A 25377-nucleotide genomic window follows, 5' to 3' on the forward strand; every position below is an offset into this window, starting at 1 on the left:
GAGGCAGTCCACCGATGATTCATGAAAACCACGTGAAGGCGACATGAGCACTTACAGGCGAGGCATGACTGAATGTCACTCCCGTCTGATCGATTCTGCTCGATTGGGAGCGACTTCGATCAGACGGGAGTGCCAGAACCTGCCCGCCCCGGTGGCGGCCTACGACACCTCCGACGGCTCGGACGCCCCCTATCCGGCGTCGGCCTCCATCAACCGCACGAGGCTGGCGGGCCGCATGTCGGTCCACGCGGCCTCGATCGCGTCCAGACACTCCTGACGCGACCCTTCCGGACCGCCGACGCGCCAGCCGCCCGGGATATCAATGTGCGCCGGCCACAGCGAGTACTGTCCCTCGCCATTCACCAGCGTCACGAACCGCCCCGACTCGTCATCGAAAGGATTAGCCACGACCGTCCCCCACCTGTTCTCGCACTTTCCACGACATGTTCATCAGCCTTTTCCGGGCACGCTGCACCGATCAATTCATGCAGCCACCCGCCGGACCGCCCGCCCCCTCACGGTGCGATCTCGACGATGCGGGCGGAGATACGTTACGCCTCGGGATACCGACTTGCGCCGATAGCCGAGCCGGAACACCCCGGCTTCACCCGCTCGCGTCAATCACAATAGAGGACCCTCGTCGGCCGAAGACGCAAATTCAGCCCATTGCCCACACGTACTCAATGAACCGGCAAGGGCCGCGACCCGTCCAAGACATATGCCGACCCGACTCCAACAGAAACATTCAGCCATCGCATGCCCCTATTGTGCGAGTATCGCTGCGTACGACCCGATCAAATCCGGATAGCCGCTGGCGTACGCCCGCAGACTCTCCGGCATACCCAGATCACATCGCGCTCCCGTGCGCCGGGCACGCGCTCCCGCTCGCGCCCCCATCCCCCCAGCCAGCCGGCCGACCGGAGGCGGCCCCGTCACCACCGACACCCTCGGCGAACCACGCCCTCCGCCATCCTGTCCCGCGGTACGCGTCCAGACGGTCAACGGCCCCCGGAGCGCCGAGGACACGGTCACGCCGCTACGCGACACCCGCACGGGCGAAGGAGGACGGACTTGGGGAACCGGGATTCGGACCGTCAATTTCTGCTCCACTCACGCCACTTGGAGAAAGTTCCACCCGAACTCGATCCGTTTCCCCAGCTCACCGGAGTGCAGAAAGGTCTAGACCACTAACGAATCGGAAAACTATTTACCGCATGCACGTTCCTATGGCTCACTGTGTCGTGTTCGCGTCATGTGGACGCGCGTAGATCCCTCTCCGGGAAGCGTGCGGCCGTTTCCTCCTGACCGGACGCACCCCGGCCTCTCCGTCCGGCGCGCCGTTCCCGCACCGGCGCGCCGGGTTCCAGCGCACCGCCCCTTCGGCACCACAGAACCCCACCCCCCACAGCAGGAGGAATCCATGTTCCCCCGGAGCCTTTTCCGCAAGTCCGTACAGCAGAGACTCACCGTGGCCGGTGTCCTCGGCATGAGCGCCGCACTGACCCTCAGCCTGATGTCGGGCACCGCCACCGCGGCGCCGCTGCCGTCCGACAGCACCGTGCCACTGGGCAAGGGCTACATGGGCGTGGGCTACGTCCAGGACAGCAAGGACTTCAAGCCGGACACCCGGCAGCCGAACCTCGGCACGAAGCCGGACGCGAACCTCCTGGCGAACCCCGTGGGCATGGACGTCTCCGGTTACCAGGGCAGCATCAACTGGAGCTCGGTCCGCGGCGCGGGCATCGAGTTCGCCTGGATGAAGGCGACCGAGGGCACCACGTACAAGGACTCCACGTTCAGCGCGAACTACCTGGGCGCCTACAACGCCGGCGTGATCCGGGGCGCGTACCACTACGCGCGGCCCGACGTGTCCGGTGGCGCGGCGCAGGCCGACTTCTTCGCGAGCAACGGTGGCGCCTGGTCACGCGACAACCTGACGCTCCCCGGCGTGCTGGACATCGAGGGGACCTGCTACGGCAAGACGGCCGCGGCGATGCAGTCCTGGATCCTGGACTTCTACAACACGTACAAGGCCCGCACCGGCCGCGACGTCGTGATCTACACCAGCGCGAGCTGGTGGAACTCCTGCACCGGCGGCTGGACCGGCATGTCCGCCAGGAGCCCGCTGTGGGTGGCCCACTGGACCTCCGCGAGCAGCCCCAGCATCCCGCAGGGCTTCCCGTTCTGGACCGTCTGGCAGTACACGTCCACCGGTTCGGTCAGCGGCATCTCCGGAAACGTCGACCGCGACCGCTTCAGCGGCGACCGCTCCCGCCTGCTGGCCCTGGCCAACAACACCCCGTGACAGTGGGTCCCGGGGTTCGTTGACCTCCGCCGGGCCCCCGTGACCCCGGCATGATCGGCACCACGGGCCGGAGCAGGCCAACTGAGCTGCTCCGGCCCGGAGTTACGGCCGAGGGCCCGGCCGGAACCACACCAGTTCGCGAAGGAGACTGTCATGAGCTCGACACCACAGCCCCTCAGCAGGCGCGGCGCTCTGCTCGCCGGAACGGCGGCCCTGGCCGGCGGGCTGGGGCTGGCAGGCCGTACGGACGCGGCCGTGCGCACTCCCGGAAGAGCACGTTCCCCCCTGGCCGCCCTGACCCCGGCCCAGCGCGCCGGGCAGCGCGTCATCCACTCCTACGCCGGACTCACGCCTCCGGCCGGGCTGATGGACGCGATCAGGCAGGGCCGTACCGCCGGGGTGATCTTCTTCGGGGAGAACATCAAGAACCTGAGCCAGATCGACGGTGTCATCCAGGCGATGAACGAGGCGAACGCCTCGGCCCCCGTGAAGGCCCCGCTGCTCCTGATGACCGACCAGGAGGGCGGCCTGGTGCGCCGTCTGCCCGGCGAGCCCGTGCTGTCCGCGAAGGAGGTCGGTGCCTCCACGGACCCGGAGGGACAGGCGGAGTTCACCGGCAGCGGTGCGGGCATGAACCTCGCGGGCGTCGGCATGAACGTCAACCTGGCACCGGTGCTCGACGTGTACCGCACGGCCGGCGACTTCACCGACCAGTACAAGCGCTCGTACAGCAAGGACCAGGCGGCGGTGAGCGCCTGCGGCTCGGCCTTCGTCACCGCGCAGCAGGACGCCGGGGTGGCGGCCACCGCCAAGCACTTCCCCGGCCTCGGGGCCGCCTCCGCCGGCCAGAACACCGATCTGGGTCCCGTCACCCTCACCACGTCCGCGGCCACGCTGCGCGGCGTCGACGAGGTGCCGTACCGGGCGGCGATCTCCGCCGGGACCAAGCTGGTCATGCTGTCCTGGGCCGTCTACCCGGCGCTGGACGCCGACCGGCCCGCCGGCCTGTCCGCGACCGTGGTCGGCGAGCTGCGGAACCGGCTCGGCTTCACGGGCGTGACGGTCACCGACGCCCTGGAGGCCGGGGCTCTCCAGGCCTACGGCAGCACGGCGAAGCGCAGCGTGCTGGCCGCCGCGGCCGGCATGGACCTGATCCTGTGCTCGGCCCGCGACGCCGACCAGGGGGCGGAGGCGGTGACCGCGCTGAGCGAGGCGCTGGCGGCCGGCACGCTCGACGGGGCCGCCTTCGACGCGGGCGCCGGGCGCGTCAACGCCCTCCGCGCCGGCCTGTCCTGACCGGTACACCGCCCGTGCCCGCCAGGTGGCCCCCGCTGCCGGCCCGGCCCGGCCGGCAGCGGGCACGGGGTACCTGTCCGGCCGGTACGCTTCCGGAGTGACGCAGCACTCCGTGCCGGACGGGCGGCGGCCCGCGAACGACGGGCCGAAGGCCGCCGCACGCAACCGGGCCGCTCTGATCACCGCTGCCCGCGAGATCTACGCGGAGCACGGACTGGACGCCGCGCTCTCCGCGATCGCGCGTCGGGCCGGAGTGGGGCAGGGCGTGCTGTACCGGCATTTCCCCGACCGGGCCGCTCTGGCGGCCGCGGTCCTCGAAGAGAACGTGCGGCAGGTCGAGCAGGCGTCCGCGGCCGAGAACGCGACCCTGGCCGGCGTTCTCGGTGTGCTGACGTGGCATCTCACGGAGTCCGCGGCCTTCATCGGTCTCCTGCACGCCGACAGCGCGGGCAACCGCTCCCGCATCGGGGCGCACGCCCTCGCCCTGTCCGAGCGGGTGGAGCGGGTCCTGCGGGGACACCTTCCGGACGGCCACCGGCTGGGCGCCGCGGACGACCTCATGCTCACGATCGCCATGGTCTCCGGCGCCATCACCGGCCCCACCCGCGCGGAGCGGGGACGCCGGGCGTCGGCTGCCTGGCGGCTGCTCGGCGTCGAGGTGGGACCGGTCCGGCCCTTCGACGGGTGAGTGCGGTCGGTGTCAGCCGCCGTTGGACTGCCGGATGCCTTCGGCCAGGGCGTCGAAGGCGTACAGGTATCCCCCTGCGGGCCCGCTGACGGTCATGTACGCCGTGGTGCCGCCGGGTGTGATCGCCACGTTCGTCGCCGACTCGAGCCCCGCTGCCGCGGCGCGGGCGGGTATCTCGACGGTCGCCAGGCGCTCGCCGTACTTGTCGTACACGACCATCGCGGGCCTGCCGTGGAGCGCCTGGTAGAGGTTGCCGTCCGCGTCGACGGCGATCGAGTCGGTCTGGGCGACCCCGGCGTCGACACGGATCGCGGTGTGCCGGGACGTCACCTCTCCCTCTCCGTCGAGGCGCAGGTAGGAGATCCGGTTCTGTGTGAGCTCGCTGAACCACAGCCCGCGGTAGTCGGCGTCGAAGGAGATCCCGTTGACCGACGAGAGGTCCCGGGCCAGGACGGTGGCCGTCCCGCCGTCGCGGTCGATCCGCACCACCCGCCCGAGTGCCTTCCCCTCGGACAGGCCCCGTGAGTCGCTGACGTACAGGTTGCCCGCCTCGTCGAAGGCGATGTCGTCGGGATTCATCTGCGCCCCCTCGACCTTCCCGGAGAAGAAGGTCCGCGGGTCGCTGCCGTCCGGAGCCAGGCTCACGACCTCCCCGTGGGCGTAGTCGGTCAGGTAGAGCCGTCCGTCGTACGGGCTGAACTGCGCCGAGGTGTAGGCCCCCCGGCCGTCGGTGTGGACCGGCCGTGACGTCTTCTTCCGGACGTTGACGCGCATCACCTTGGGCTTGCCGGCGGGTGCGGTGACATCGACGACGAACAGGTCGCCGTCCTCGTTGAAGGTGGGGCCCTCCAGCAGCGTCATCCCGGTCTCCTCATGCACCTGTGTCAGCCGCATGACCTGGTGGGCGTGGATCGTCCGGCCCGTGCCGGCAATGGCCGCTCGGCCAGCGGAGTCAACGGAGTTGCCCGTGTCCGTACCGCATCCGGTCAGCGCGAGCACGCCGATCGTGGCGAGCACGGCAAGGGACCGGATCGGGGGTCGTCGTCGCATGGGAAATCGCTCTTCCTGTCCGTTGTGCGCGGGTGCCGTTCGCCGGGTGCGGGACGTGCGTGGGCCCGTCCGGAGCGCTGACGCGCTCTGGCCGAAAGCCGTCGCACCCCCCGCACTCCAACCGGACAGCGCTGTCCGGTAGTTGTTACCGTAACGGACGGCCGCTCACACCTGGGCGGCTCGACAGGCAGGATCGAGAGGCCCCCACATGACATCCCCTCACGCGCCGGCTCCCGACGAACTCGCCGCACTGAGGCGGCGGTACCGCCTTGAACGCGAGCGGCGTGTCCGGCCGGACGGTGCCCGCCAGTACCGTCCCACCGAGGCCGAGTTCGGCTACTACGCCGCCGATCCGTACGCGGAGGAGGCGGCCGGACGCGAACCGCTGCACGACACCGTCGACGTCGCCGTCGTCGGCGGGGGATTCGGCGGCATCCTCGCCGGCGCGCGACTGCGGCAGCAGGGTGTGCAGCGCGTGCGGATCGTCGAGAAGGGCGGTGACTTCGGGGGCACCTGGTACTGGAACCGGTACCCCGGCATCCACTGCGACATCGAGTCGCACGTGTACCTGCCGATGCTCGACGAGACCGGGTACGTGCCGGAGTGGAAGTACTCCCCCGGCGAGGAGATCCGCCGCCACGCGGTGCGCCTGGCGGAGAAGTACGGCCTCCGCCCCGACGCCCTGTTCTCCACCGCGGTCACCTCCCTGACGTGGGACGAGGCCTCCGAGACATGGATCGTGGCCACCGACCGCGGCGACGCGTTCCGGGCCACGTACGTCGTCACCGCCACCGGCACCCTCTCCGAGCCGAAGCTCCCCGGGATACCCGGCATCGAGGACTTCGCGGGCCACACGTTCCACACCTCGCGGTGGGACTACGGCTACACCGGCGGCACCCCGGACGGCGGGATGAAAGGCCTGGCAGGGAAGCGGGTGGGCATCGTCGGCACCGGAGCCACCGGCGTCCAGGTGATCCCGATGCTGGCCGAGGACGCCGGGCACGTCTACGTCTTCCAGCGCACCCCGTCCACCGTGGACGTGCGCGCCAACCGCCGCACCACGGCCGGGGACGTCGGCGCCGACCGCGACGGCTGGGCGCGGGAACGCCGGGACAACTATCTCCGCATCGTCTCCGGCGAGCCGGCCGAGCAGGATCTCGTGGCGGACAGCTGGACCCACTCGGCGGGCCTCCTGGAGAAACTTCTCCCGAGCTTCCGCCGCCAGGGGGACCGGAAGGCCTTCGAAGCGGCCTACGAGGCCGCGGACGCGAGCAAGATGAACGAGCTCCGCGGCCGTGTCGAGCGCACCGTCACGGACCCCGACACGGCGGAGAGGCTCAAGCCCTGGTACCGGTACGCCTGCAAGCGCCCCACGTTCTCCGACAAGTACTATCCGGCGTTCAACCGCGGCAACGTCACGCTGGTCGACACCGCGGACACCCATGGCATCGAGCGGATCACCGAACACGGGGTCGTCGTCGGGGACACCGCGTACGAACTCGACTGCCTGATCTTCGCCACGGGGTTCTCCGTCGGAACCTCCGGAATCCACTCCGGCAAGCTCCCCGTACACGGCCGGGGCGGCACCCAGCTGCTGCACGCCTGGGCGCAGCGGGGCCCGCGCACTCTGCACGGTCTCACCAGCAACGGCTTCCCGAACCTCATCCAGATGGGTTCGCTGCAGAACGCCAGCAGCGTGAACTACACGCACATCCTCGACGAGCAGGCAGGCCACGCAGCCGCTCTCGTCGCTGCCGCCGAGGCGGCGGGTGCCCTCGTCGAGCCGTCGCGCGAGGCCGAGAGCGCCTGGGTCGCCGAACTCGCGGAGGACGCCCCCGACCACGAGTGGTTCCACGCCGAGTGCACCCCTGGCTACTACAACCGTGAGGGACGCGGCCGGCCGAACGGCCCCACCGCCTATCCTCACGGCGCGTTCGCCTTCCACGCACTGCTGGAGCGCTGGCGCGAGGAGTCCATCGGCGGGATCCTCCGGCCCAGGACCGTTCGGCCCGCGGCGAGCCGAGGGCCGAACGTCCTGCCGGACGAGCTGACTTGAGGGGACGTCCGGTGCGTCAGCTCCGTACGGTGAAACCGTCCACGATCATGTACTGCCCGGTCTTCATCGTTCCGGTGAGGGTGTGCACCCCGGCCGGGAGACCGCTGACCGAGTAGAGCTTCTGCTGATACCGGCGGGAGTCGCTGGTGGCGTCGACCGTCTCCCGGTGGACCCCGTCGATCGCGATGTCGATCGTTCCCTCGTCCGCGTTCAGCTCGGTGAGGAAGTCCGCTCCGGTGCCGTTGAAGGTGAGGGTGAAGGAATCACCGATGGTGGTGGTGGCGTCGATGTCGTTCTGGAACGAGTTCTGGCCGCCTGCCGCGGCACCGCGCCATCCCCAGCCGGTCCCGGTGTAGGTCACTCCCGCGGTGTTGTTGTAGTCCTGCGGCCCGGTGGGCTTGACGAGGCTGACGGTGGTGGCGGCCTGCGCGCGCCAGACACCCAGGGTGACGGTGCTGCCGGGGGCGAGCTTGTTGTAGCCGGTCCAGAAGCTGCCGCGGTCCGTCACACCGGTCCCGTTCACGGACCGGATCACGTCGAGAGGACGCAGCCCCTGCCCGTAGGCGTACGAGGAGGACGGGACGGCCTGGAGGTAGAGCCCGTCGAAGTCACCGAGTCCGACGGCGGACTGGGTGGCCTTGTCGTAGACCTGCCGGGCGGTGGCGCCCATCAGCGGTTCGGGCTGGGTCTCGATCACGGCGTCGGGCTGCGGGGCGGCAGGCCACTGGACCGCGGGGGGTGTCGCCTCCCCCTTCCTTCCGGTGCCGAACCGGTTCATCGGGAAGCCGACGAATCCCAGGGCCTTGGCGGGTGAGTCCGCGGCCGGCGTGTAGTTCGTCATACCGGGCGAGTCCCACGGCGATCCGCCGGCGAACCGCGGGTCCGCGGTCACCGAGTGGGCGTCCAGGGCAGCGGCGCTCCAGACACCGGGCAGGGCGACCGGCCCGCCGTTGGCCCAGAACAGATTTCTGTCCGCGGTGTACTTGGCGGCGGCCGGGTCGCTGCCGGTGAGCGAGTAGGGCGAGTCCGCCAGGATGATGTTCCTGCCGATGGTGTCGCCGTTGTCACGGTGCGAGATCTGCTCGTAGACGGAGCCGCCCACGAGGATGTTGTTCGTGACGGTCCGCTTGAACCCGTCGCGCAGCTTGATGCCCGCGCCCAGCAGCAGGTTGTTCTTCACGACGTAGTTGCTCGAACCGTCGTCCAGGTCGACCGCCCACTCGCTGTTGTGCCAGATCCGGTTGTTGCTGATGGTGATCGGCTTGACGACGTCGAGCAGCGAGTAGCTCTTCTGCAGGGCGTCGGACTCCGCGCTGGGGTTGACGCTGGGTCCGGCGATGGGCCAGTACCTGTCCCGGCCCCAGGCGTTGACCGGCCCGTGGTCCGACGTCTCCTTCACGCAGTCGAAGATGTCGTTGTACTGGATCCGGTGCCCGCCCCAGGTGCCGTCGTTGACGTTCACGCAGGACCGCGGGCTGCCGTGGACGGTGTTGTGGGCGACGGTGACCCGGCTGCTCATCGAGATGTTGACACCGGCGCTCTGCTTCTCGAACCGGCCCATGTCCGCCATGCTGTTGTGGCTGACGTCGATGTCACGGGGGTAGTCGTCGGTCCTGGGACCGGGGGTCAGGTCGGTGGGCGGATCGACCATCTCCGCCCAGGTGGAGGGGTTCCGCACGGCGCGGGTGGAGCCCACCACCTGTACGTCGCTCGCACCGGATCCGGTGAAGGTGTTCCCGGTGACGGCCTCGCCCTTGTTGTACCCGTCGATGAAGACACCGTTGCCGCCGACCTGGGCGAAGGTGGAGCGGGAGACCGTGATGTTCCTGGCGTTCTTGAGGTGGACGGCGCCGGCGCGCGCCACCGCCCAGTCACCGAGTTGCAGCGGCTCGTACGGGGTGTCGAAGAGGGTCCGGTGCGTCGCGGTGTAGGTGAAGCCGTCGAAGGTGAGGTCATGGACGGGGCGGGAGGCGGACGCGCCCTCGACGCGTACGAGTTCGTCCAGTTCGGCGGTGTCCACCGTGGACTTCGACAGATCGGTGCCGGCCGGCGGGATCATGTACAGCTTCCCGGCGTCCTTGTCGTAGAACCACTCACCCGGCGCGTCGAGTTCCTCGCGGATACCCTCCGCGACGACGTTCGCGGTGTCCACGTCGCCGCCCCGGTTGTTGTCGCCGACCCACTTCAGTCTGAGTCCGGACGCGTCGCGCCCGGTGATCGTGTAGTCGTTGCCTCCCCAGTGGGAGGAGTGCAGCCCGCGGATGTCCCCGGTGGACGGGTTCTTCCATTGTGCGGAGCGGGCGTTGAGGGTGGCCATGGTGGTCGAGCCGTTGAGTACGGCCGCGTCCGGGTCGAAGTCGGGGTAGCGGGCGAGGACCTGCCGGGTGCCGCCCACGAACAGCCCGTCGATCTTCCGGTGCGCGCCGATGTCCGCCACCCGGATCGCACTGTTCTGCCGGTCGGCCTTCCACGCGGCCGTGACTCTGCGGCCGCCGCTGAGCACGGCCCGCTCTCCGGGATAGGAGGAGTACGTCACCGGGGCGGACGCGCTGCCCGAGTCCGCGGCGCTGAACTTCAGGGTGGCGGCGAGGTGGTAGGTGCCGCCGCGGACCCACACATGGACCGGGTGACCCGCCCTGGACGCCTTGCGCGCGGCGGCCTGCGCGGCCGCCAGGGTGAGCAGGGGCCGACGGGTGGAGTGCCCGGAGTTTCGGTCGCTGCCGGACGCCGATACGTAGATGTCCCTGCCCGACGGGGCGTGGGCCGCCATCGCGGTGCCCGCGGTGAGCGCGGGAGCCACGCCCACGGCCATCGCGGTGAGGACCGCCGCTGTCGCGAGCCGTCGTTTCCGGGCGGCTCTGTTTCCTGGTCTTCCGTCTGAGCTGCGGTGCACGTCTGACTCCCTGACATGGATAGGGGTGAACCGTCCCGTTGATGCAACTGCCGCAACAAGCTTTCATCGGATGTATCGATGAATTCGCGATCGGGCGGAACTCTGCTCCCCGTCTCCTCGGCATGTCAAGAGATCTTGCAGAATGAGGTCCTTGCAGTGCGTTCAGTTGCTTCGGGGAACTTCGGCTCCCTCTTCCACGTCGGATCTGCGCCCTGCGCTTACCCTTCAGTAGTCCGATGTATCGACAGGAGGCAGGAGCGGGCGATCACGTTGACCGCACACGCTGGAGCGGCTGGGGGCGAGCCTCCGTCGCCGGTGACACCGGGGAGAGCGCCGAACCGCACGGCCGCCTCGCGTCCACCTTCCGGCGTCCCAGTCCTTGGCCCGGGTACGGATCAGCGGGGCTCCGCACAGCCCCGCGATCACACGCGGCTGGCCCCGGCCCCGCTCGACGCTGTCAGGCAGCCGGGTACTCGTGGGCGGGCGCGCCCTGCCACTCGGTGAGCGACGGGGTGTCGAGGGCCCGCTCGGGGTCCGCCATCCCGGCGTCGGCGAGGAACACGATGACGTCGTGGTCGCTGTGGGCGAGGCCGAGCCGTTCCTCACGGCCGGCGATGTGCACGGTGACGAGCCGGGCGCCGGATGGTGCCGGCCGGTGGATCACGATCGGAGGTGAAGCCATACCTCCAGCGTGGCCCGGACCTCCGGTACCCGCATCCGGACCGGATACGGGTACCCGCGGGGGCCTGGGATGTGTGCCTGCGATGCCACCGGCTGGAGTGGAGCGGTCCGGTTTCCGCTTCGTCACGATCCCTGTCCGACGGAGATCCTCATCAGCCGGCGGGTGGGATTCGATGCGTCCTGACGTAGCGGGACGGGTCACCACGATGGGTCGTCCGCCAGCGACGGGCCGTCTGCTCGGCAAAGGTCTCGTTCGTGTCCAGGATCTCGTCGAGCGGGTCGAGGAAGGCGACCGCGCCGGATTGTTCGAGCCCGGCGTGGACGCGGGCCTGCAGGCCCGCGCGTGCCAGCCCGAGCAGGTGACGGGCCACGTCACGAACGCTGTCCTTGCCCAGGAGCGTGGCCAGCCCGTCCGTGGGCAGGGCTCGCTGCGCCGCGTCGCTCTCCTGGGGCGTGTAATGCCGCAGGAGCTCCCAGGCGGCCGCGCGGCTGGGTGCGTGATAGGTCAGTCCGGTCCACAGGGCCGGCACTGCGGGAATGTGCGGGTACGGGGGGCCGTCCGGAGCACGGGTCTCCAGAGTCCGGCGCACCCGGACCGTGGTGTAGATCTGGTCGAGGTGAGAGAGCCAGTCCTCCCAATGGGGAGCGGTGCCGTCGTCGAAACCGTGACGAACATGGTCTGCGAATGTCCGCGCTCCGGCAAGGCAGTAGCCGCCGGGACCATGGCGGTAGATCATGGGCATGCCCAGCGCCCAGTCGGTGAGAGCCTCCGCCGTGAGCGGGGCCCGCAGTGCGGGGCGCGGGGAACCGCATCGCCGGGGGTCCATGCGGAGCCAGTCGCGGCAACGGTGGGAGAGAACACCGTCGAGGCGGCCGGCATACAGCGGCGAGTTGACGAGCAGCGCCGCGACAACAGGCGAGGCGGCGACTTGAACGCGCAGCTTCGAGGCCAGGTCTTCCTCGGAGACGTGATCCAGCGTGGTCTGGGTCGAGGTCGACAGCTTCATGATGTGCGGTGCCCCCTGCCCTTGGGGGCCGAGGCCGGCGAAGTACGTTCGCATGACTCCACCGCGCACCGTGGGAACCCAGGTCGCGGTGTCGACTCGGTTGAAGGGGAGGTTCCCCCCGGGAACGATGGCCAGCCCGTGTCGCTGAGCCACGGCGGCCAGGGCTTCCATGGTGCCCTGCATGGCCGTCACCAGAGTGACCAGGTCGTCCGCGGGAGGGGAGGAGTATTCCAACTGGCCGCCGTGTTCGAGCGTCAGCTTCGTCCCGTCCGGGAGGTGCACTCCCGTCAGGACGTCTCCGGCCCACTGGGGTGCGCCGCCCCACTCCCCCAGTACCTGGTGCAGGAGGGCCGCCATACCGTGTGGTCCGGCGTAGGGGGCGGCGAGACCGGTCGCCTCGCCCAGCACCCCTGCCTCGACTTCCAGGCCGATGCGTTCGCGCGTGCCGTGCGGGGTGAGAAACGCTTCGTGCAGGTCCGACATGCGCAAGGGGATACGAGCACGGACGTTCTCCATGTCCTGCGCGCTCATGACACCGCTCCTTCCCTGATGAAGTCTTCCGTTTCGCGCTCCCCGCGCTGCTTGCCTACTTCCGCGGTCGCGGACAGACGACTGAGCAGGTGGCCGACCGTGCGGAGTGCCGACTGGGCGGCACCTTGCATCCACGCGTGGGCGGCCGAGAGGTGCTCACCCGCGAAGAAGAGGCGGGGATCGCCCGCCGGGTGCGGCGCCGCGAGGCCGTCGAGGTATCTCGTGTGCTCGCCCGGCGCCAGGTAGGCGAAGGACCCTCCGCTCATTCCGGGCCGGCTGTCCCAGTCCCAGTGCACGAGGTCGTCGATGTCGTCGCAGATGCCCGGATGCAGTTGCTCCAGGCTCCGCATCACGACCCTGTCGCGGTCCGCGGGTGGCAGTGCGGTGAACCGCCGAGCATGCGGGCCCCAGAGGTAGGCGCCCGTGAGTACCCCCGGCTCGTGCGAAAGGTCGGCGTTCCTGGCCGTCAGCCGCCGCGTCGAAGACATGCCCGCACCGGGGACGGCGCGGGCGTTGTCCGAGGGGTACCAGCACTGCTGGACAGGAAGGTCGGTGAAACTCCCGCCGCCGTAGATGCCGTCGTCGAGTTCCCACGTTCTGCGACGCAGGTGCACGAGAGTCTTGGTGCTGCTCGCATAGGTGAGACCGCGCACGGCCTGTGCTTGCCGATGGGGCAGTGCCGGGGTGATGACGATCTGGTCGAGCGCGGGCAGCGGGACGCAGGCCAGCACCGCGTCGTGTGTCTCGTCGAGGGGCCGCCCCACGCACTGACCGCTGATCCGTGCACCGTCCGAGAACAGATCCACCGTGTCGACGCGCGCGGAGAGGCGGAGCGTTCCCGGCCTCAGACGCCGTACGAACTCACTGACCAGCGTGTCCATCCCGCCGACGATTTCGAGGGGCGCGGCATGGAAGAGGCCGAAGTAGTCGACGAGCACCTCGAGGAGCGAGGCCTGCTCGTAGTGCACCAGGCCGCTGGCGTGCCCGAGCAGGTCCCAGACATCCTCGGAGAACTGCCGCCGTGCGAACTGCCACAAGGAGGTCGACATCAACTCGTCCAGAGCCGCGTCCTGCCAGTCGCCCTCCAGAACACTCATTTGCTGTGCGGGACTGAGCGCGTCCCACGCCGTACGCAGTACACGGTCCAGCCACTTCCTCGGGTCGTCCCGTTCGGTGACACGGAGACCGTAGGCCGGATACAACTGGCGCACTTGGCTTAATCGAACCCTTCGGCCGCGCAGATGGTAGTACCCATCAGGATTCAGATTGATGAAGGGGCGAGTCCGCAGCCCGAACTCCCGAACGTAGTGCAGCACGCATTCATGGTTTCCGGGAATGCGCATCGCACCCACCTCTGCGTGGGTGCCGTCCCAGAACCGATGCGTGCGCACCCGTCCCCCAGGGCGCTCGGCTCGCTCGTAGACCACGGCGTCCACCCCGCGCCGCTGGAGTTCATAGGCCGAGACCAGCCCGGCCAGGCCACCACCGATGATTCCCACACGTGCCGGGTGAGCGGGCGCCGCCACTCGCAATTCGTCCGGAAACGCAAAGCACTGATCGAACAACTCTTCACACTCCTCTGCTCACACGTCTTTCCTCGGACGGCCTGCGCCCACCGCAACGACGTTCGCTCGGTTCCACGAGCACAGAATATGAATGGTCATCAGCACCACTGCCGAAACGCTGATGTTCGCGACCCGGATGCGGTATTCGGGTGCGTCGATCCGCGCGCAGTCACCGACCGGGCGGCGTCCGCGGGAGTGCCCGCGGACGCCCGCGCGGTCAGCCGACGGCCGGCGGAACCGGCGGAGTGAGGTGCTGCCACAGGAAGGTGTGCATCAGGGCGCTGTTGTGGGCGGCCTGCTCGTTGTCGCCGGCGCCCGCATGGCCGCCACCGGTGTTCTCGTGGAGCAGCACCGGGTGGCCGAGTTCACGCAGCCGTGCCGCCGCCTTGCGGGCGTGGCCGGGGTGGACCCGGTCGTCACGGGTGGAGGTCGTCAGGAGCACCGGCGGGTAGGCCCGGTCCGCGGTGAGCTGGTGGTACGGCGAGAGCGCGCGGAGGTGGGGGCGGTCGGACTCGTTGTCCGGGTTGCCGTACTCGGCGGTCCATGACGCGCCGGCGAGCAGCTCGTGGAAGCGGAGCATGTCCAGCAGGGGCACCTGAGCAACGATCGCGCCGAACAGCTGCGGACAGCGGGTGAGCATCGCGCCCATGAGCAGTCCGCCGTTGCTGCCCCCCGCGGCGCCCAGCATGGCCGGGGTGGTGATGCCCCGCGCGACGAGGTCCGCGGCGACGGCCGCGAAGTCCTCGAAGGCTCGCGGCCGGTCCGCGCCGAGGGCGGCCCGGTGCCAGTCCGGTCCGTACTCGCCGCCGCCCCGGATGTTCGCGATCACGTAGGTGCCGCCGCGTTCCAGCCATGCCCGGCCCGTCAGCGCGCCGTAGAAGGGGGTCAGGGAGACCTCGAAACCGCCGTAGCCGTAGAGCAGGGCGGGGCCGGGGGCCGAGCCGGCGGCGGATCGGGCGGGGCCGATCACGAAGTACGGCACCCGTGTGCCGTCGTCGGAGGTGGCGAAGAACTGCTCGGCCGCCAGGCCTGCGGTGTCGAAGCGGGCCGGGGCCTGCTTGAGGATCTCCGAGCCGGCCCCGATCTCCCCGTGGTACAGGGTGGACGGCTGCAGGAACCCCGACACGTCCAGGACGTACTCGTCGGAGATGTCCGGGTCCGTGTCGACGACGCTGACGGCGGACAGCGCCGGAACGTCCGCGAGCGGTCCGCGGTCCCACCCACCGCCGGGGGCGGGGGTGAGCACCTCGATGCGGGTGCTGACGTCGCGCATCGTCTCCAGGATCAAGTGGTGGCGGGTCCAGGAGTGCCCGGCCAGGGCTGTCCGCTCGTCCGGGGTGAACAGGGCCTGCGCGGTGCGGTCGCCCGCCAGGAAGGCGTCGAAGCCGAACGCCAGCAGGGAACCCGCCCGGTGCCCGAGCCATGCGGACTTCAGGCCCACGATCAGGTGCTCGCGATGGGCGTAGGCGTCGACGTCGTCCGGAACGTCGATCCTGACGAGGGAACCGTCGGGGGTCAGGAGGTGCGTCTCGCTGTGGTGGAAGTCCAGCGACCGGAAGACGAAGTCCCGTTCGAAGCCAGGTGTGCTGTCGTGCCAGGCCCCGGCCGACACGTCCTCCGTACGGCCCTCGAACACCGGGGTGGCCTCCTCCGGCGGCGTGCCGCGCCGCCACCTGCGGACGGTCCGCGGATAGCCGGAACCGGTCAGCGAGCCCGGCCCGAAGTCGGTGCCGACGAAGACGGTGTCGGCGTCGATCCACCCGATCCGCGTCTTCGCCTCCGCCACCTCGAAGCCGCCCTCGACGAAGGTCCGGGTGGCGAGGTCGAACTCGCGGACCACAACGGCGTCGCCGCCGTCGCGCGACAGGCGCACCAGTGCCCGGTCGTACTCGGGCCGGCGCACCCGCGCGCCGGCCCACACCCACTTCTCGCCTTCCGCGGCGGCGAGCGCGTCGATGTCGAGGATGACCTCCCACTCGGGAGCGTCCTTGCGGTACTGCTCGAACGTCGTCCGCCGCCACACCCCCCGCACATGCCCGGCGTCCCGCCAGAAGTTGTAGAGGAACGCGCCGCGGCGGACGGTGTAGGGGATACGGTCCGAGGCGTCCAGCACCTCCCGCAGTCGCTCCTTCAGGGGGGCGAACCCCGCGTCGGCGGCCAGCGCGGCCGCCGTCTCGGCGTTCCGTTCGGCCACCCACGCGAGCGCGGCCTCACCCTCGACGTCTTCCAGCCACAGGTACGGGTCGTTTTCGATCACACTCCGAATTGTGCAGGCCCGGGGAGCGCGGCGGGACCACATGCTCCGACGCGGTACGCACGGCAGGGGCTCACCAGTCGTGGACGGTCCCGTCGTGGAGGCGGTTGACCGGCAGGTACGCCGGGTCGTACGGATGGGCCGCCGCCAGCTCCTCGTCCAGCTCCACCCCGATCCCGGGCGCCTCGCCCGGGTGCAGGTGGCCGTCCGTGAACGTGTAGGAGTGCCGGAACACCTCCCCGGTGAGGGGGGTGTGGCCCGAGTACTCCTGGATGCCGAAGTTGTGGACGGCGAGGTCGAGGTGGACGGCGGCGGCCATCCCGACCGGGGAGATGTCCTCCGGTCCGTGCACGGCGCTCTTGATCTGGTACTGGGCGGCGAAGTCGAAGAGCTTGCGCAGCGGGGTGACCCCACCGAAGTGGGTGACCGCGGACCGCACGTAGTCGATCAGCTGCTCGGTGATCAGTGCCTGGTAGTCGTACACCGTGTTGAAGACCTCGCCGACGGCCAGCGGCGTGGTGGTGTTGCGGCGCACCAGGCGCAGTGCCTCCTGGTTCTCGGCGGGGGTGCAGTCCTCCAGCCAGAAGGGCCGGTAGGGCTCCAGGTCCTTGCCGAGCCGGGCGGCCTGGATCGGGGTGAGCCGGTGGTGGGCGTCGTGCAGGAGCGGCAGTTCGGCGCCGAACTCGGCGCGGACCGCCTCGAAGACGGCCGGCGTGTGGCGCAGGTAGGCCTCGGTGTCCCAGTCCTCCACCAGGGGGCGTGCCTGCTGGTGGAGGACCGGTGCGCCCGCGTCGTCGGTGTCGGACACCCCGTAGACGGCCTTGAGACCGGGGATGCCGGACTGGATGCGTACGGCGGGGTAGCCCTCGGCGAGCCTGGCCCGCACGGAGTCGAGGAGTTCGGGCAGGTCGCGGCCGTTGGCGTGGCCGTAGGTGCGGACGCGTTCGCGGCTGGCGCCGCCCAGGAGCTGGTAGAGCGGGAGGCCCGCGGCCTTGGCCTTGATGTCCCACAGCGCGACATCGACGGCGGCGATGGCGGCCATGGTCACCGGGCCGCGCCGCCAGTAAGCGCCCCGGTACAGCGACTGCCAGGTGTCCTCGATCCGGTGCGGGTCGAGACCGATGAGCAGCGGCGCGACATGGTCGGTGAGGTAGCTGACGACGGCGAGTTCCCTGCCGTTCAGGGTGGCGTCGCCGAGGCCGGTGAGGCCCTCGTCGGTCGTCAGTTTCAGGGTGACGAAATTACGGCCGGGGCTGGTGACGACGACCTTCGCGTCGACGATCTTCATGCGTGTGTTCTCTTTCCGGGTGTCGGGGGTGTGGGGGTCAGCCCTGGGCCGGTGCGGAAGCTGTGCTCCGGCTGCCGCTGGGCGGGGGCTCCTCAGCCCTTGGTGGCGCCGGAGGTCAGCCCGGCGACCAGGTATTTCTGTCCGAGGACGGCGGCCAGTACGACGGGCACGGTGATGAGGGTGGCGGCTGCCATCAGTCCGCCCCAGTCGGTGCTCGCGTAGGAGATGAAGTTGAACAGGGTGACCGGCACGGTCTGGGTGCGGTCGTCGGCGAAGACCAGCGCGAACATGAAGTTGTTCCAGCTGAAGACGAAGGCCAGCAGGGAGGCGGTCGCGGTGCCCGGCGCCGCCAGCGGCAGCGAGATGCGCCAGAAGGCGCCGAACGCGCTCAGCCCGTCGGTGCGGGCGGCCTCCTCCAGTTCGACCGGCAGCCCCGCGAAGAAGCTGATCATGATCCACATGATCAGCGGGACGGAGACGAACATGTGGCTGAGCACCAGGACGGTGTAGGAGCCGACGAGGCCCATCCGCGCGAACAGGTAGTACCAGGGGACGAGCAGCGAGATCGCCGGGACGATGCGCGCGACGAGGATCAGGGAGCCGGTGCGGTGCATGTTGAACCGGCCCACCGCCCAGGCCGCCGGTACGGCGATGACGGCGGAGAGTACCGTCGACACCACCCCGACCAGCAGCGAGTTGCCCATCGAGCGCACGATCTGCCCGGCCTCGACGATGCTGCGGAAGTTGTCCAGGGTGGGCCTGAACCACAGGCCCACCGACGGATCGGTGACCTGCACGTTGGTCTTGAAGGCCGCGGCGAACATCCACACGAGCGGCAGCGCGAAGACGAGCGTCACGATCGTGATGGCGGTGCCGCGCAGCCAGGCCCCGGTCCGGCGCCCGCGGGCCCGCGGCGCGGGGTGCGGGGCGGCCTGCGGACGGGCGGCACGGGAGACGGTGGCACTCATGTGTTCTTCCTTCCGCCACGGCGGCGCAGCAGCACCACGACGCCGATGATGAAGAGCGTGAACAGGACCAGGACGGCGGCGGCCAGCCCGTACTCCTGGTAGTCGAAGGTGAGCCCGTAGGCGTAGACGTTGAGGGTTTCCACCTCGAAGTCCGAACCGCCGCCGGCGCCCTTGGTGGCGTAGAGGATGTCGAAGGTCTTCAGCGCGTCGACGGCGCGCAGCACCAGTGCGGTGGCGAGCGTCGGCCCGAGCATCGGCAGGATGACGTGCCGGAACCGCTGCCAGCTGTTCGCCCCGTCGACCAGGGCGGCTTCCTCGGGTTCCTCGGGCAGTGTGGTCAGCCCGGCGAGCAGCAGCAGCGTCATCATGGGTGTCCACTGCCACACGTCGATGAGCATCAGTGTGGGCAGCGACTGGCTGACCGAGCCGAGGAACTCCTGCCGGGGCAGGCCGACGGCGGCGAGCAGGTGGTTGGCTATGCCGTTGGTGGGGTCGAGGATCAGCAGCCACAGGATGCCGATCGCGACCGGTGTGGCGAGCAGCGGGACGATCAGGACGGTGCGCACCCAGCGCATCCCGCGGAACGGCTTGCGCATCAGCATCGCGAGGGCGAGCCCGAGCACCGTCTCCAGTACCACCGCACCGACGGTGAAGACCAGGGTGCGGCGGGCGGCGGGCCAGAACCTGCGGGTGTCGCCCAGCGCGTCGGTGAAGTTGCGCAGGCCGATGTGGGCCTTGTCGGCGTTCACGGCGCCGAAGGCGTCGGTGAGGCTGAGGTCGAGCGTGAAGGCCAGCGGGAAGACGATCATCAGGCCCACGAAGAGCAGCGCGGGAGCGAGCATCGTCCACTTCAGCCGCCGGTTGGCCTGCTCGAAGGTGCGCGGCCGGCGTACGCGGGGCGGCTTCGCTTCCGGCGGGCGCGCGGCGGTGCGGGCCGTGGAGACCTCGGTGGTGGACATCAGGACTCCTTGTGGCGGTTGTCGCGTACGAGGAACTCGGCGAACTCCGCGTCGGCGTCGCGCACGACAGGGGGTACGGACTCGCCGAGGATGCCCGCGACCAGTGGGCGGCCGACGATGTCGCGGGCCCGGCCGACCTGGAGGACCCGGGGCCGGTCGTAGCCGCGGCCGCGCTCGGCGTTGATCCGCATGGCCTCGGCGAGGTCCGGCGGGAAGGAGGCCAGCGTCCTGGGGTCGGACCAGGCCGAGGAGCGGGCGCCGGGTATGCCGTCCGACTGGAGGGCGGCCGACATCTCGGGACCCGCGGCCCACCTGATGAACTCCCAGGCGTCGTCGCGGAGCAGGGAGTACGTGTTGATGCCGAGGCTCCAGGACGGGATGTTGTGCGGCCTGGCGCCGGCCGGCCCGGCCGGGAACGGTGCGAAGCCGACGCTGTCGCGGACCCTGGACACCTTGGGGTCGAGGAAGCTGCTGTAGATCGCGTCGGCGTCGATGCAGAAGGCCGCCTTGCCCTGCGCGAAGATCGGCATCGCCTGCTCAAGGCTCATGTTGGTCGCCCCGGGCGGCCCGGCCTTGGCCAGCAGGCTGCCGTAGTACTCGTACGCGGCCAGGGCCTCGGGAGTGCCGATGCCTGACTTCCCGTCCACGACGAAGTCGCCGCCGTGCGAGTAGAGGAAGCTCGACCACTGGGACACGGCGCCGCTGCGCTGGCCCCGGCCGACGTAGCCGTAGAAGCCCTGCTTGCGGCGGGTGAGTTCCTGTGCGGCGTCCATCAGCGCGTCGAGGGTGCGCGGCGGTCCGCCGAGGTCCTCGACCAGGTCCTTGCGGTAGTAGAGCGCCGGGCGTTCCGTCACCACCGGGACGCTCAGCACCCTGCCGGCGGTCACGGACGCCTCGCGCGGGGCCTTCTGGAAGTCCGCCCAGTCGAACTCCGTGTCGTCCGTGACCCGGTCGCTGAGGTCGGCGAGCCAGCCGTTGTGGCCGAAGACCAGCTGCTCCTGGAGCGCGCGGACCATCATCACGTCCACGTCGGTGCCGGAGGCGTTCAGCTTGACGTTGTAGCTGCTCGAAAGCTGGTCGGCGGTGAGCAGGGTCATCGAGACCCGGCGCCCGATCCGCTCCTCGAACTCCTTGGTGCGGCGCCGGATCGCCTGGGACCACACGTGGTTGATCGCCATGATCCGCAGCGGGGTGCCGGCCGAGGGCTTCCCGCCCCCGGCCGAACAGGCGCTCAGCGCCCCTGCCCCGGCGGCTCCCGCGACCCCTGCCGCCAGCCTCCCGAAGGCGCGCCGGCTCAGGAGCTGGCTGCTCGTGGACATCCTTGTCCTCGTCTCTCTGCGGTGTCGTGCGGAGTCTGCTGGTGCCGTGGCGGTGCGCGTCGCGTCCCGGACCGCACCACCCCGGGCCTATCTGGTCCAACTGGTAGGACCAGTTGGTTCAGACGGGACCGTAACAGCAGAAGAGGCATGTCGACCAGCCCCTGACGGAGGACAGCCCCCGGAAGGGGGCTCGGTGAAGGAGGGTCCGGCGCGGGGAAGGGCCGCCGGGCCTGTCGCCGGACTATTCGCCCGTCCGGTTCCTGCCCCGGCGCCCCTCGGCCTGGCCGAGCAGGGTCTCGATGTGGTTGCGTGCCATGGTGTCGACCTGCAGATCGAGATCCGCCCCGTAGGTACGCAGCCCCAGCAGCAGGTGCTCCCGCATCCGCGCGCAGGCGAGGTCCACGTCCCGCGCCTCGACCGCCTCGAAGATCTCCGGGTGGTGCGGCACACCGGCCTCACCGATCGACGGATCGGAGTTCGAGCGGAGCATCATCTCGAACATCATCCCGCTGATCGAGGACAGCATGATCCGCAGGACCGGGTTCTTGCTCGCCACCGCGATGGCGTCGTGGAAGTCCATGTCGGCCTGGGCCTTGACGACCACGTCGGTCGCCGCCTCCAGGGCGTCCCGCGCGGACCGCATGACGGCGATGTCCTCGTCCGTCGCCCGCTGGGCCGCCAGCCGGACCATCTCGACCTCCAGCGGGATCCGCGCCTCGATGAGCTGCCGCACGGTGGGGCGGCCCGCCCGGTACAGCGCGTCGTACCCCCTGGCCTGCCCGGAGGACTGTTCCCGGACGAAGGAACCCCGCCCCGGGGCGACTTCGATCAGGTGCTGGGCCTCCAGCCGTCGCAGCACCTCGCGCACGACGTTCCTGCTGGAGCCGAACTGGGCGGCGAGCTCGCGCTCAGAGGGGAGCTTCGTCCCGACGGCGATCTCTCCGGACCTGATGTCGTGTTCCAGCTGGCGGGCGATGCGCTCCGTGAGGAGTCCGCGCCGGGCGGGGTCCGCGACCGGGCCCGACCGCTCGGAATCTGACGGGGAGGAGGGGGCGGACGGCTGCATGCTCGCAGCGTACAGGCCGGTCACGGCCGGTACGTGTCCCCGGGCCCGGCTGCGTACGGCACAGGTCCGCCCCTCCCCAGGACCTCGGTACGCGCCTCGGACGACGACGCGGTGGTGCCGGTGGCGATGACGGCACCCCGATGCTCAGAAGTCGCCCGCCGCAGTCCGCTCGGCCAGTTTCTGGAACTCGCCGAGGTCGTAATTGGCCAGGACCGAGTCAAGGTTGGTGAGGGCTCCCAAGTGCTCCACGAAGCCCTGGGGGTCGTATTCGATCTGCAGAGTCAGCCGGCTCGACTCGTCGTCCAGCCGGTGGAAGGTGACGACGCCGGCGTGGTGGACGCCCTCCGTCGTCTTCCAGGCGATCCGGTCCTCCGCCACGACTTCGGTGAGTTCGGCGACGAAGACCTTGTCGACACCGGGCAGGGCGAGCTGCCAGGCGAAGCGACGCTCGTCCAGCGGGTCGACGCGCTGGACATGGCTCAGGAACCTGGGCCACCGGGCCACATCGCTCCACAGCGCCCAGCTGATGGACACCGGGGCCTTGATATCGACGGTCTCGACGATCGAGGAGGACATGAGGGCTCCTTCGCAGGTGGGTGGATTCATACGTTCGCGAACGCCGCCGGTTGGCCGTGGGGTCGTCTCCTCGCGGGGTTCGCAGGGCTACGTCCCGCACGGCACGGCAGCCGGACGCATTCACGCGGGCGTGACTCTCACTGGTCGTGCGTGGCCAGGGTGAAGGAATGTCCGGCGGGATCGGAATAGAGGCGCGTGTCACGGGCGCCCCCGTTGTTCTTCGTGTCCAGCGGACGCGCACCGAGCCCGACCGCCTCGCGCTCCGCCTCGTCGATGTCCTCGCGTGCCACCAGGATCCGCAGATGGGCCTGCTGGGAATCATCGGGCCGCGGCCAGCTGGGCGGCGCGTAACCGTGGTCCCTGCGGACCGCCAGATGCACCCCGCTGTGGCCCACGATCTCGACGATATCGAGCTCGTTGCCGACACGAACTTCCGCGTTGAGCAACGCGGCGTAGAAATCGGCCAGTTCCTCCGGCTCCGCGCAGTCCAGCACCAGCACGCTCGTCTTCGGCACCGCCATCGCCATCCTCCTGTCATCGGACATCCGGTCTCCGGACTCCGTCCCGAGTACCCGCGCCGAGGAGCGGCACACCCACCGCCGAACGGAAACGGCCGTCCGGTGCTCGGCCGGCTCGGTGAGCGCGTGCGCGTCGCGGCTGTCGGCGCGTTCGGGGCCGTGTGCTCCGGCGCACACGTGAGGTCACCCGCCCGGCAGGGCGAGCGGCCAAGGGTTCCTTGACCGGATTCCATCCGTGACCCGGCTGCCATAACGGCGCTGGCCCTGTCAGGCACCAGGATCCCGCCCTGGCCCGACTCCGTGGCGGCACTGTCCCTGCTCGCCGAACGGTACCCGCTGATCGGGCTCTCCAACGCGAGCCGGACAGCCCTGCTGGGACTCAACGCCCACGCCGGACTGCGCTGGCACCAAGCCCCGTCCGCCGAGGACGTCCGGACCTGCAAGCCGGACCCAGCGGTCTACCTGCGCGGTGCACAGGATTTGGGGCTGCGCATTCGTCGCCCGGCCCGTCGGCGACCCGCCCACCGTCTCGGACCGGTTCGACCTGTACGCCGACGGGCCGGCCGAACGGCTCGGCAAAGCCTGACTCATCTTCCGGAACGGGGCCTGTTCGGTCACTGGTCGTCGAGTCGTTGAAGGGTGGGGCCGAAGTCGCCTTCGTCGAGCAGGCCGGTGGTCATCTCCGTCAGGTCCTCGATATCCTGAGCACGGAGCCTTGCCCGCGATCACACCGATAGGCGGCCGGTGACGCCCTCTACCCACATGGACTCCATTCTGACAGCCTTTGGGTTCGCAGGGCTCAATGACAACGCAACGGCACTTCCCACATCCATTGTCGACGCCGCGATCCAGATAATCCATGCCTGTGCGCGAATCACGATCACCTCCACTGCACGCAGAATGAACGACCCGAATTCCATGGGAATGCCCCTTCCTCATCAGCTCCTCATCGCAGGCGCGTAATGTATGCGCCGACGTCACGGGAATGGGATCGGAGCCGACGGCGTGAACAGCAGTGATCCCGGACTCGAAAGGGGAACGGTTCCCTCAGTCCGCATCGCCGACCTGGCCTTCGACGGTTCTCAAGGAGCCTGCGAAAGACGCCCCCGCCCCTTGGCCGGCGCCACCAGCCACGGACTCGCGTGACCCACCGAGAAGAACTGGAGACCCGAGTGAGCCTGACCTTCCACTGGTTCCTGCCCACCTACGGTGACAGTCGCCATGTCGTTGGCGGTGGCCATGACCTGCCTGCCGGGGCCACAGCTGAGGAGCAGCGGCCTGCCACCATCAAGTACCTCACGCAAGTCTGCTCCGCAGCGGAGCTGTTGGGCTTCGAGGGGGCACTCACTCCGACCGGCGCCTGGTGTGAGGACGCCTGGCTGACCACGGCCATGCTGGCGCGTGAGACGGAGCGCCTCAAGTTCCTGGTCGCGTTCCGGCCCGGATTCGTCTCCCCTACGCTTGCCGCCCAGATGGCCGCCACGTTTCAGCGTCACTCCGGGGGCCGGCTGCTCCTGAACGTGGTGACGGGCGGCGAGAGCCACGAGCAGCGCGCCTATGGCGACTTCCTCGACAAGGAAGCCCGTTACGTCAGGAGCGGTGAGTTCCTGGAAATCGTCGGTCGGCTCTGGAGGGGCGAGACCGTAGACTTCACCGGGTCGCATCTGCGGGTCGAGGCGGCCAGGCTCGGACGGCTGCCCGATCCGGTTCCGGCCGTCTACTTCGGAGGATCCTCACCGTCCGCCATCCAGGTCGCCGCGCGCCACAGCGATGTCTACCTGACCTTCGGGGAACCCCCCGCCCAGGTGGCCGAGAAGCTGTCCCGCGTCCGGGCCCTCGCCCCGGCGGGGCGCGACCCTGTGCGTTTCGGCATCCGGCTCCACGTGATCACCAGGGACACCGCCGAGCAGGCGTGGGCCGAGGCCCAGCGGCTGCTCGGCGGTTTCACCCCGGAGGTGATCCGCTCGGTCCAGGAGGGTCTGGCCCGCAGCGAATCGGAAGGCCAGCGCCGCATGGCCGCGCTGCATGGCGGACGTAGCGATGCCCTGGAGGTCGCGCCCAATCTGTGGGCCGGTATCGGCCTGGTCCGAGGCGGCGCGGGTACCGCCCTGGTGGGCAGCCATCAGGAGGTGGCCGCCCGGATCGTGGAGTACCACCGGCTCGGCATCGACGAGTTCGTCCTCTCGGGTCAGCCTCATCTGGAGGAGGCCTACTGGTTCGGTGAAGGCGTCCTGCCGCTGCTCACCGCCATGGGCCTGTGGGCCCATCCGTCCCGAGTCGCGACTGGGCACACGACCGCCGTCGCACTCGACTCGGGCCAGTAACGACCGACCCGCCCGGCCCGGCTCTTCACCGGC

At 69.9% G+C, this 25377-nt stretch carries 19 protein-coding genes and 1 pseudogene; 6 read left to right on the plus strand and 14 right to left on the minus strand.

Going from position 1 to position 25377, the window contains the following annotated elements; genetic code table 11:
- Positions 1-189: 189 nt before the first annotated feature.
- Complete coding sequence (locus ACIO3R_RS10585) at positions 190-408, minus strand: MbtH family protein (RefSeq protein WP_362955353.1); 219 nt, start codon at positions 406-408, stop codon at positions 190-192.
- Positions 409-1420: 1012 nt separating this feature from the next.
- Here ACIO3R_RS10585 and ACIO3R_RS10590 point away from each other — a divergent pair.
- From ACIO3R_RS10590 to ACIO3R_RS10600, 3 genes are all read left to right on the plus strand, one after another.
- A complete protein-coding gene (locus ACIO3R_RS10590) occupies positions 1421-2305 on the plus strand; it encodes a GH25 family lysozyme (RefSeq protein ID WP_402105057.1) in 885 nt (294 codons plus the stop codon).
- A gap of 153 nt (positions 2306-2458) precedes the next feature.
- Positions 2459-3601, plus strand: coding sequence for a glycoside hydrolase family 3 N-terminal domain-containing protein (locus ACIO3R_RS10595; RefSeq protein ID WP_385036275.1), 1143 nt, complete (start codon positions 2459-2461; stop codon positions 3599-3601).
- 97 nt (positions 3602-3698) lie between these two features.
- Positions 3699-4289, plus strand: coding sequence for a TetR/AcrR family transcriptional regulator (locus ACIO3R_RS10600; protein WP_385036056.1), 591 nt, complete (start codon positions 3699-3701; stop codon positions 4287-4289).
- Between the two features lie 12 nt (positions 4290-4301).
- Here the strand turns inward: ACIO3R_RS10600 and ACIO3R_RS10605 are convergent, their stop codons facing one another.
- A complete protein-coding gene (locus ACIO3R_RS10605) occupies positions 4302-5339 on the minus strand; it encodes an SMP-30/gluconolactonase/LRE family protein (RefSeq protein WP_385036039.1) in 1038 nt (345 codons plus the stop codon).
- Between the two features lie 208 nt (positions 5340-5547).
- Here ACIO3R_RS10605 and ACIO3R_RS10610 point away from each other — a divergent pair, with 208 nt between their 5' ends.
- Positions 5548-7395, plus strand: a complete 1848-nt coding sequence (locus ACIO3R_RS10610) for a flavin-containing monooxygenase (protein ID WP_385343373.1) — start codon at positions 5548-5550, stop codon at positions 7393-7395.
- A gap of 16 nt (positions 7396-7411) precedes the next feature.
- Here the strand turns inward: ACIO3R_RS10610 and ACIO3R_RS10615 are convergent, their stop codons facing one another.
- The 12 genes from ACIO3R_RS10615 to ACIO3R_RS10670 form a co-directional block, all read right to left on the minus strand.
- Positions 7412-10288, minus strand: coding sequence for a PDZ domain-containing protein (locus ACIO3R_RS10615; protein ID WP_402105060.1), 2877 nt, complete (start codon positions 10286-10288; stop codon positions 7412-7414).
- 457 nt (positions 10289-10745) lie between these two features.
- On the minus strand, positions 10746-10970 hold the full coding sequence (locus ACIO3R_RS10620; protein WP_363022474.1) for a hypothetical protein: 225 nt from the start codon (positions 10968-10970) through the stop codon (positions 10746-10748).
- 151 nt (positions 10971-11121) lie between these two features.
- Positions 11122-12507: a glutamate-cysteine ligase family protein gene (locus ACIO3R_RS10625; RefSeq protein WP_402105063.1), complete on the minus strand. Its 1386-nt coding sequence runs from the start codon at positions 12505-12507 to the stop codon at positions 11122-11124.
- Positions 12504-14006: a flavin monoamine oxidase family protein gene (locus ACIO3R_RS10630; RefSeq protein ID WP_385036043.1), complete on the minus strand. Its 1503-nt coding sequence runs from the start codon at positions 14004-14006 to the stop codon at positions 12504-12506. The genes ACIO3R_RS10625 and ACIO3R_RS10630 overlap by 4 nt, the downstream gene beginning before the upstream one ends.
- 283 nt (positions 14007-14289) lie before the next feature.
- A complete protein-coding gene (locus tag ACIO3R_RS10635) occupies positions 14290-16371 on the minus strand; it encodes a prolyl oligopeptidase family protein (RefSeq protein ID WP_402105065.1) in 2082 nt (693 codons plus the stop codon).
- A gap of 28 nt (positions 16372-16399) precedes the next feature.
- Positions 16400-17614 (minus strand): D-mannonate dehydratase ManD, encoded by a 1215-nt coding sequence (gene manD, locus ACIO3R_RS10640; protein WP_402105067.1) that lies wholly within the window; start codon positions 17612-17614, stop codon positions 16400-16402.
- Between the two features lie 92 nt (positions 17615-17706).
- Complete coding sequence (locus ACIO3R_RS10645; RefSeq protein ID WP_385036046.1) at positions 17707-18582, minus strand: carbohydrate ABC transporter permease; 876 nt, start codon at positions 18580-18582, stop codon at positions 17707-17709.
- Positions 18579-19541, minus strand: a complete 963-nt coding sequence (locus tag ACIO3R_RS10650; RefSeq protein WP_402105069.1) for a carbohydrate ABC transporter permease — start codon at positions 19539-19541, stop codon at positions 18579-18581. Before ACIO3R_RS10650 ends, ACIO3R_RS10645 begins: the two co-directional genes overlap by 4 nt.
- Positions 19541-20860, minus strand: a complete 1320-nt coding sequence (locus ACIO3R_RS10655) for an ABC transporter substrate-binding protein (RefSeq protein WP_402105071.1) — start codon at positions 20858-20860, stop codon at positions 19541-19543. Before ACIO3R_RS10655 ends, ACIO3R_RS10650 begins: the two co-directional genes overlap by 1 nt.
- Before the next feature lie 241 nt (positions 20861-21101).
- Positions 21102-21926, minus strand: coding sequence for a FadR/GntR family transcriptional regulator (locus ACIO3R_RS10660; protein WP_363022489.1), 825 nt, complete (start codon positions 21924-21926; stop codon positions 21102-21104).
- Positions 21927-22070: 144 nt separating this feature from the next.
- Positions 22071-22502, minus strand: a complete 432-nt coding sequence (locus ACIO3R_RS10665) for an SRPBCC family protein (protein WP_385036049.1) — start codon at positions 22500-22502, stop codon at positions 22071-22073.
- Positions 22503-22639: 137 nt separating this feature from the next.
- Positions 22640-23023: a VOC family protein gene (locus tag ACIO3R_RS10670; protein ID WP_385343346.1), complete on the minus strand. Its 384-nt coding sequence runs from the start codon at positions 23021-23023 to the stop codon at positions 22640-22642.
- Positions 23024-23251: 228 nt separating this feature from the next.
- Here ACIO3R_RS10670 and ACIO3R_RS10675 point away from each other — a divergent pair.
- Positions 23252-23606: pseudogene (locus tag ACIO3R_RS10675) on the plus strand (HAD-IA family hydrolase); the annotation flags it as partial.
- Between the two features lie 586 nt (positions 23607-24192).
- Positions 24193-25344: an LLM class flavin-dependent oxidoreductase gene (locus ACIO3R_RS10680; RefSeq protein WP_402105275.1), complete on the plus strand. Its 1152-nt coding sequence runs from the start codon at positions 24193-24195 to the stop codon at positions 25342-25344.
- Positions 25345-25377 lie beyond the last annotated feature (33 nt).

Origin of the sequence: Streptomyces sp. NPDC087428, assembly GCF_044744085.1 — a bacterium.
GTDB lineage: Bacteria > Actinomycetota > Actinomycetes > Streptomycetales > Streptomycetaceae > Streptomyces.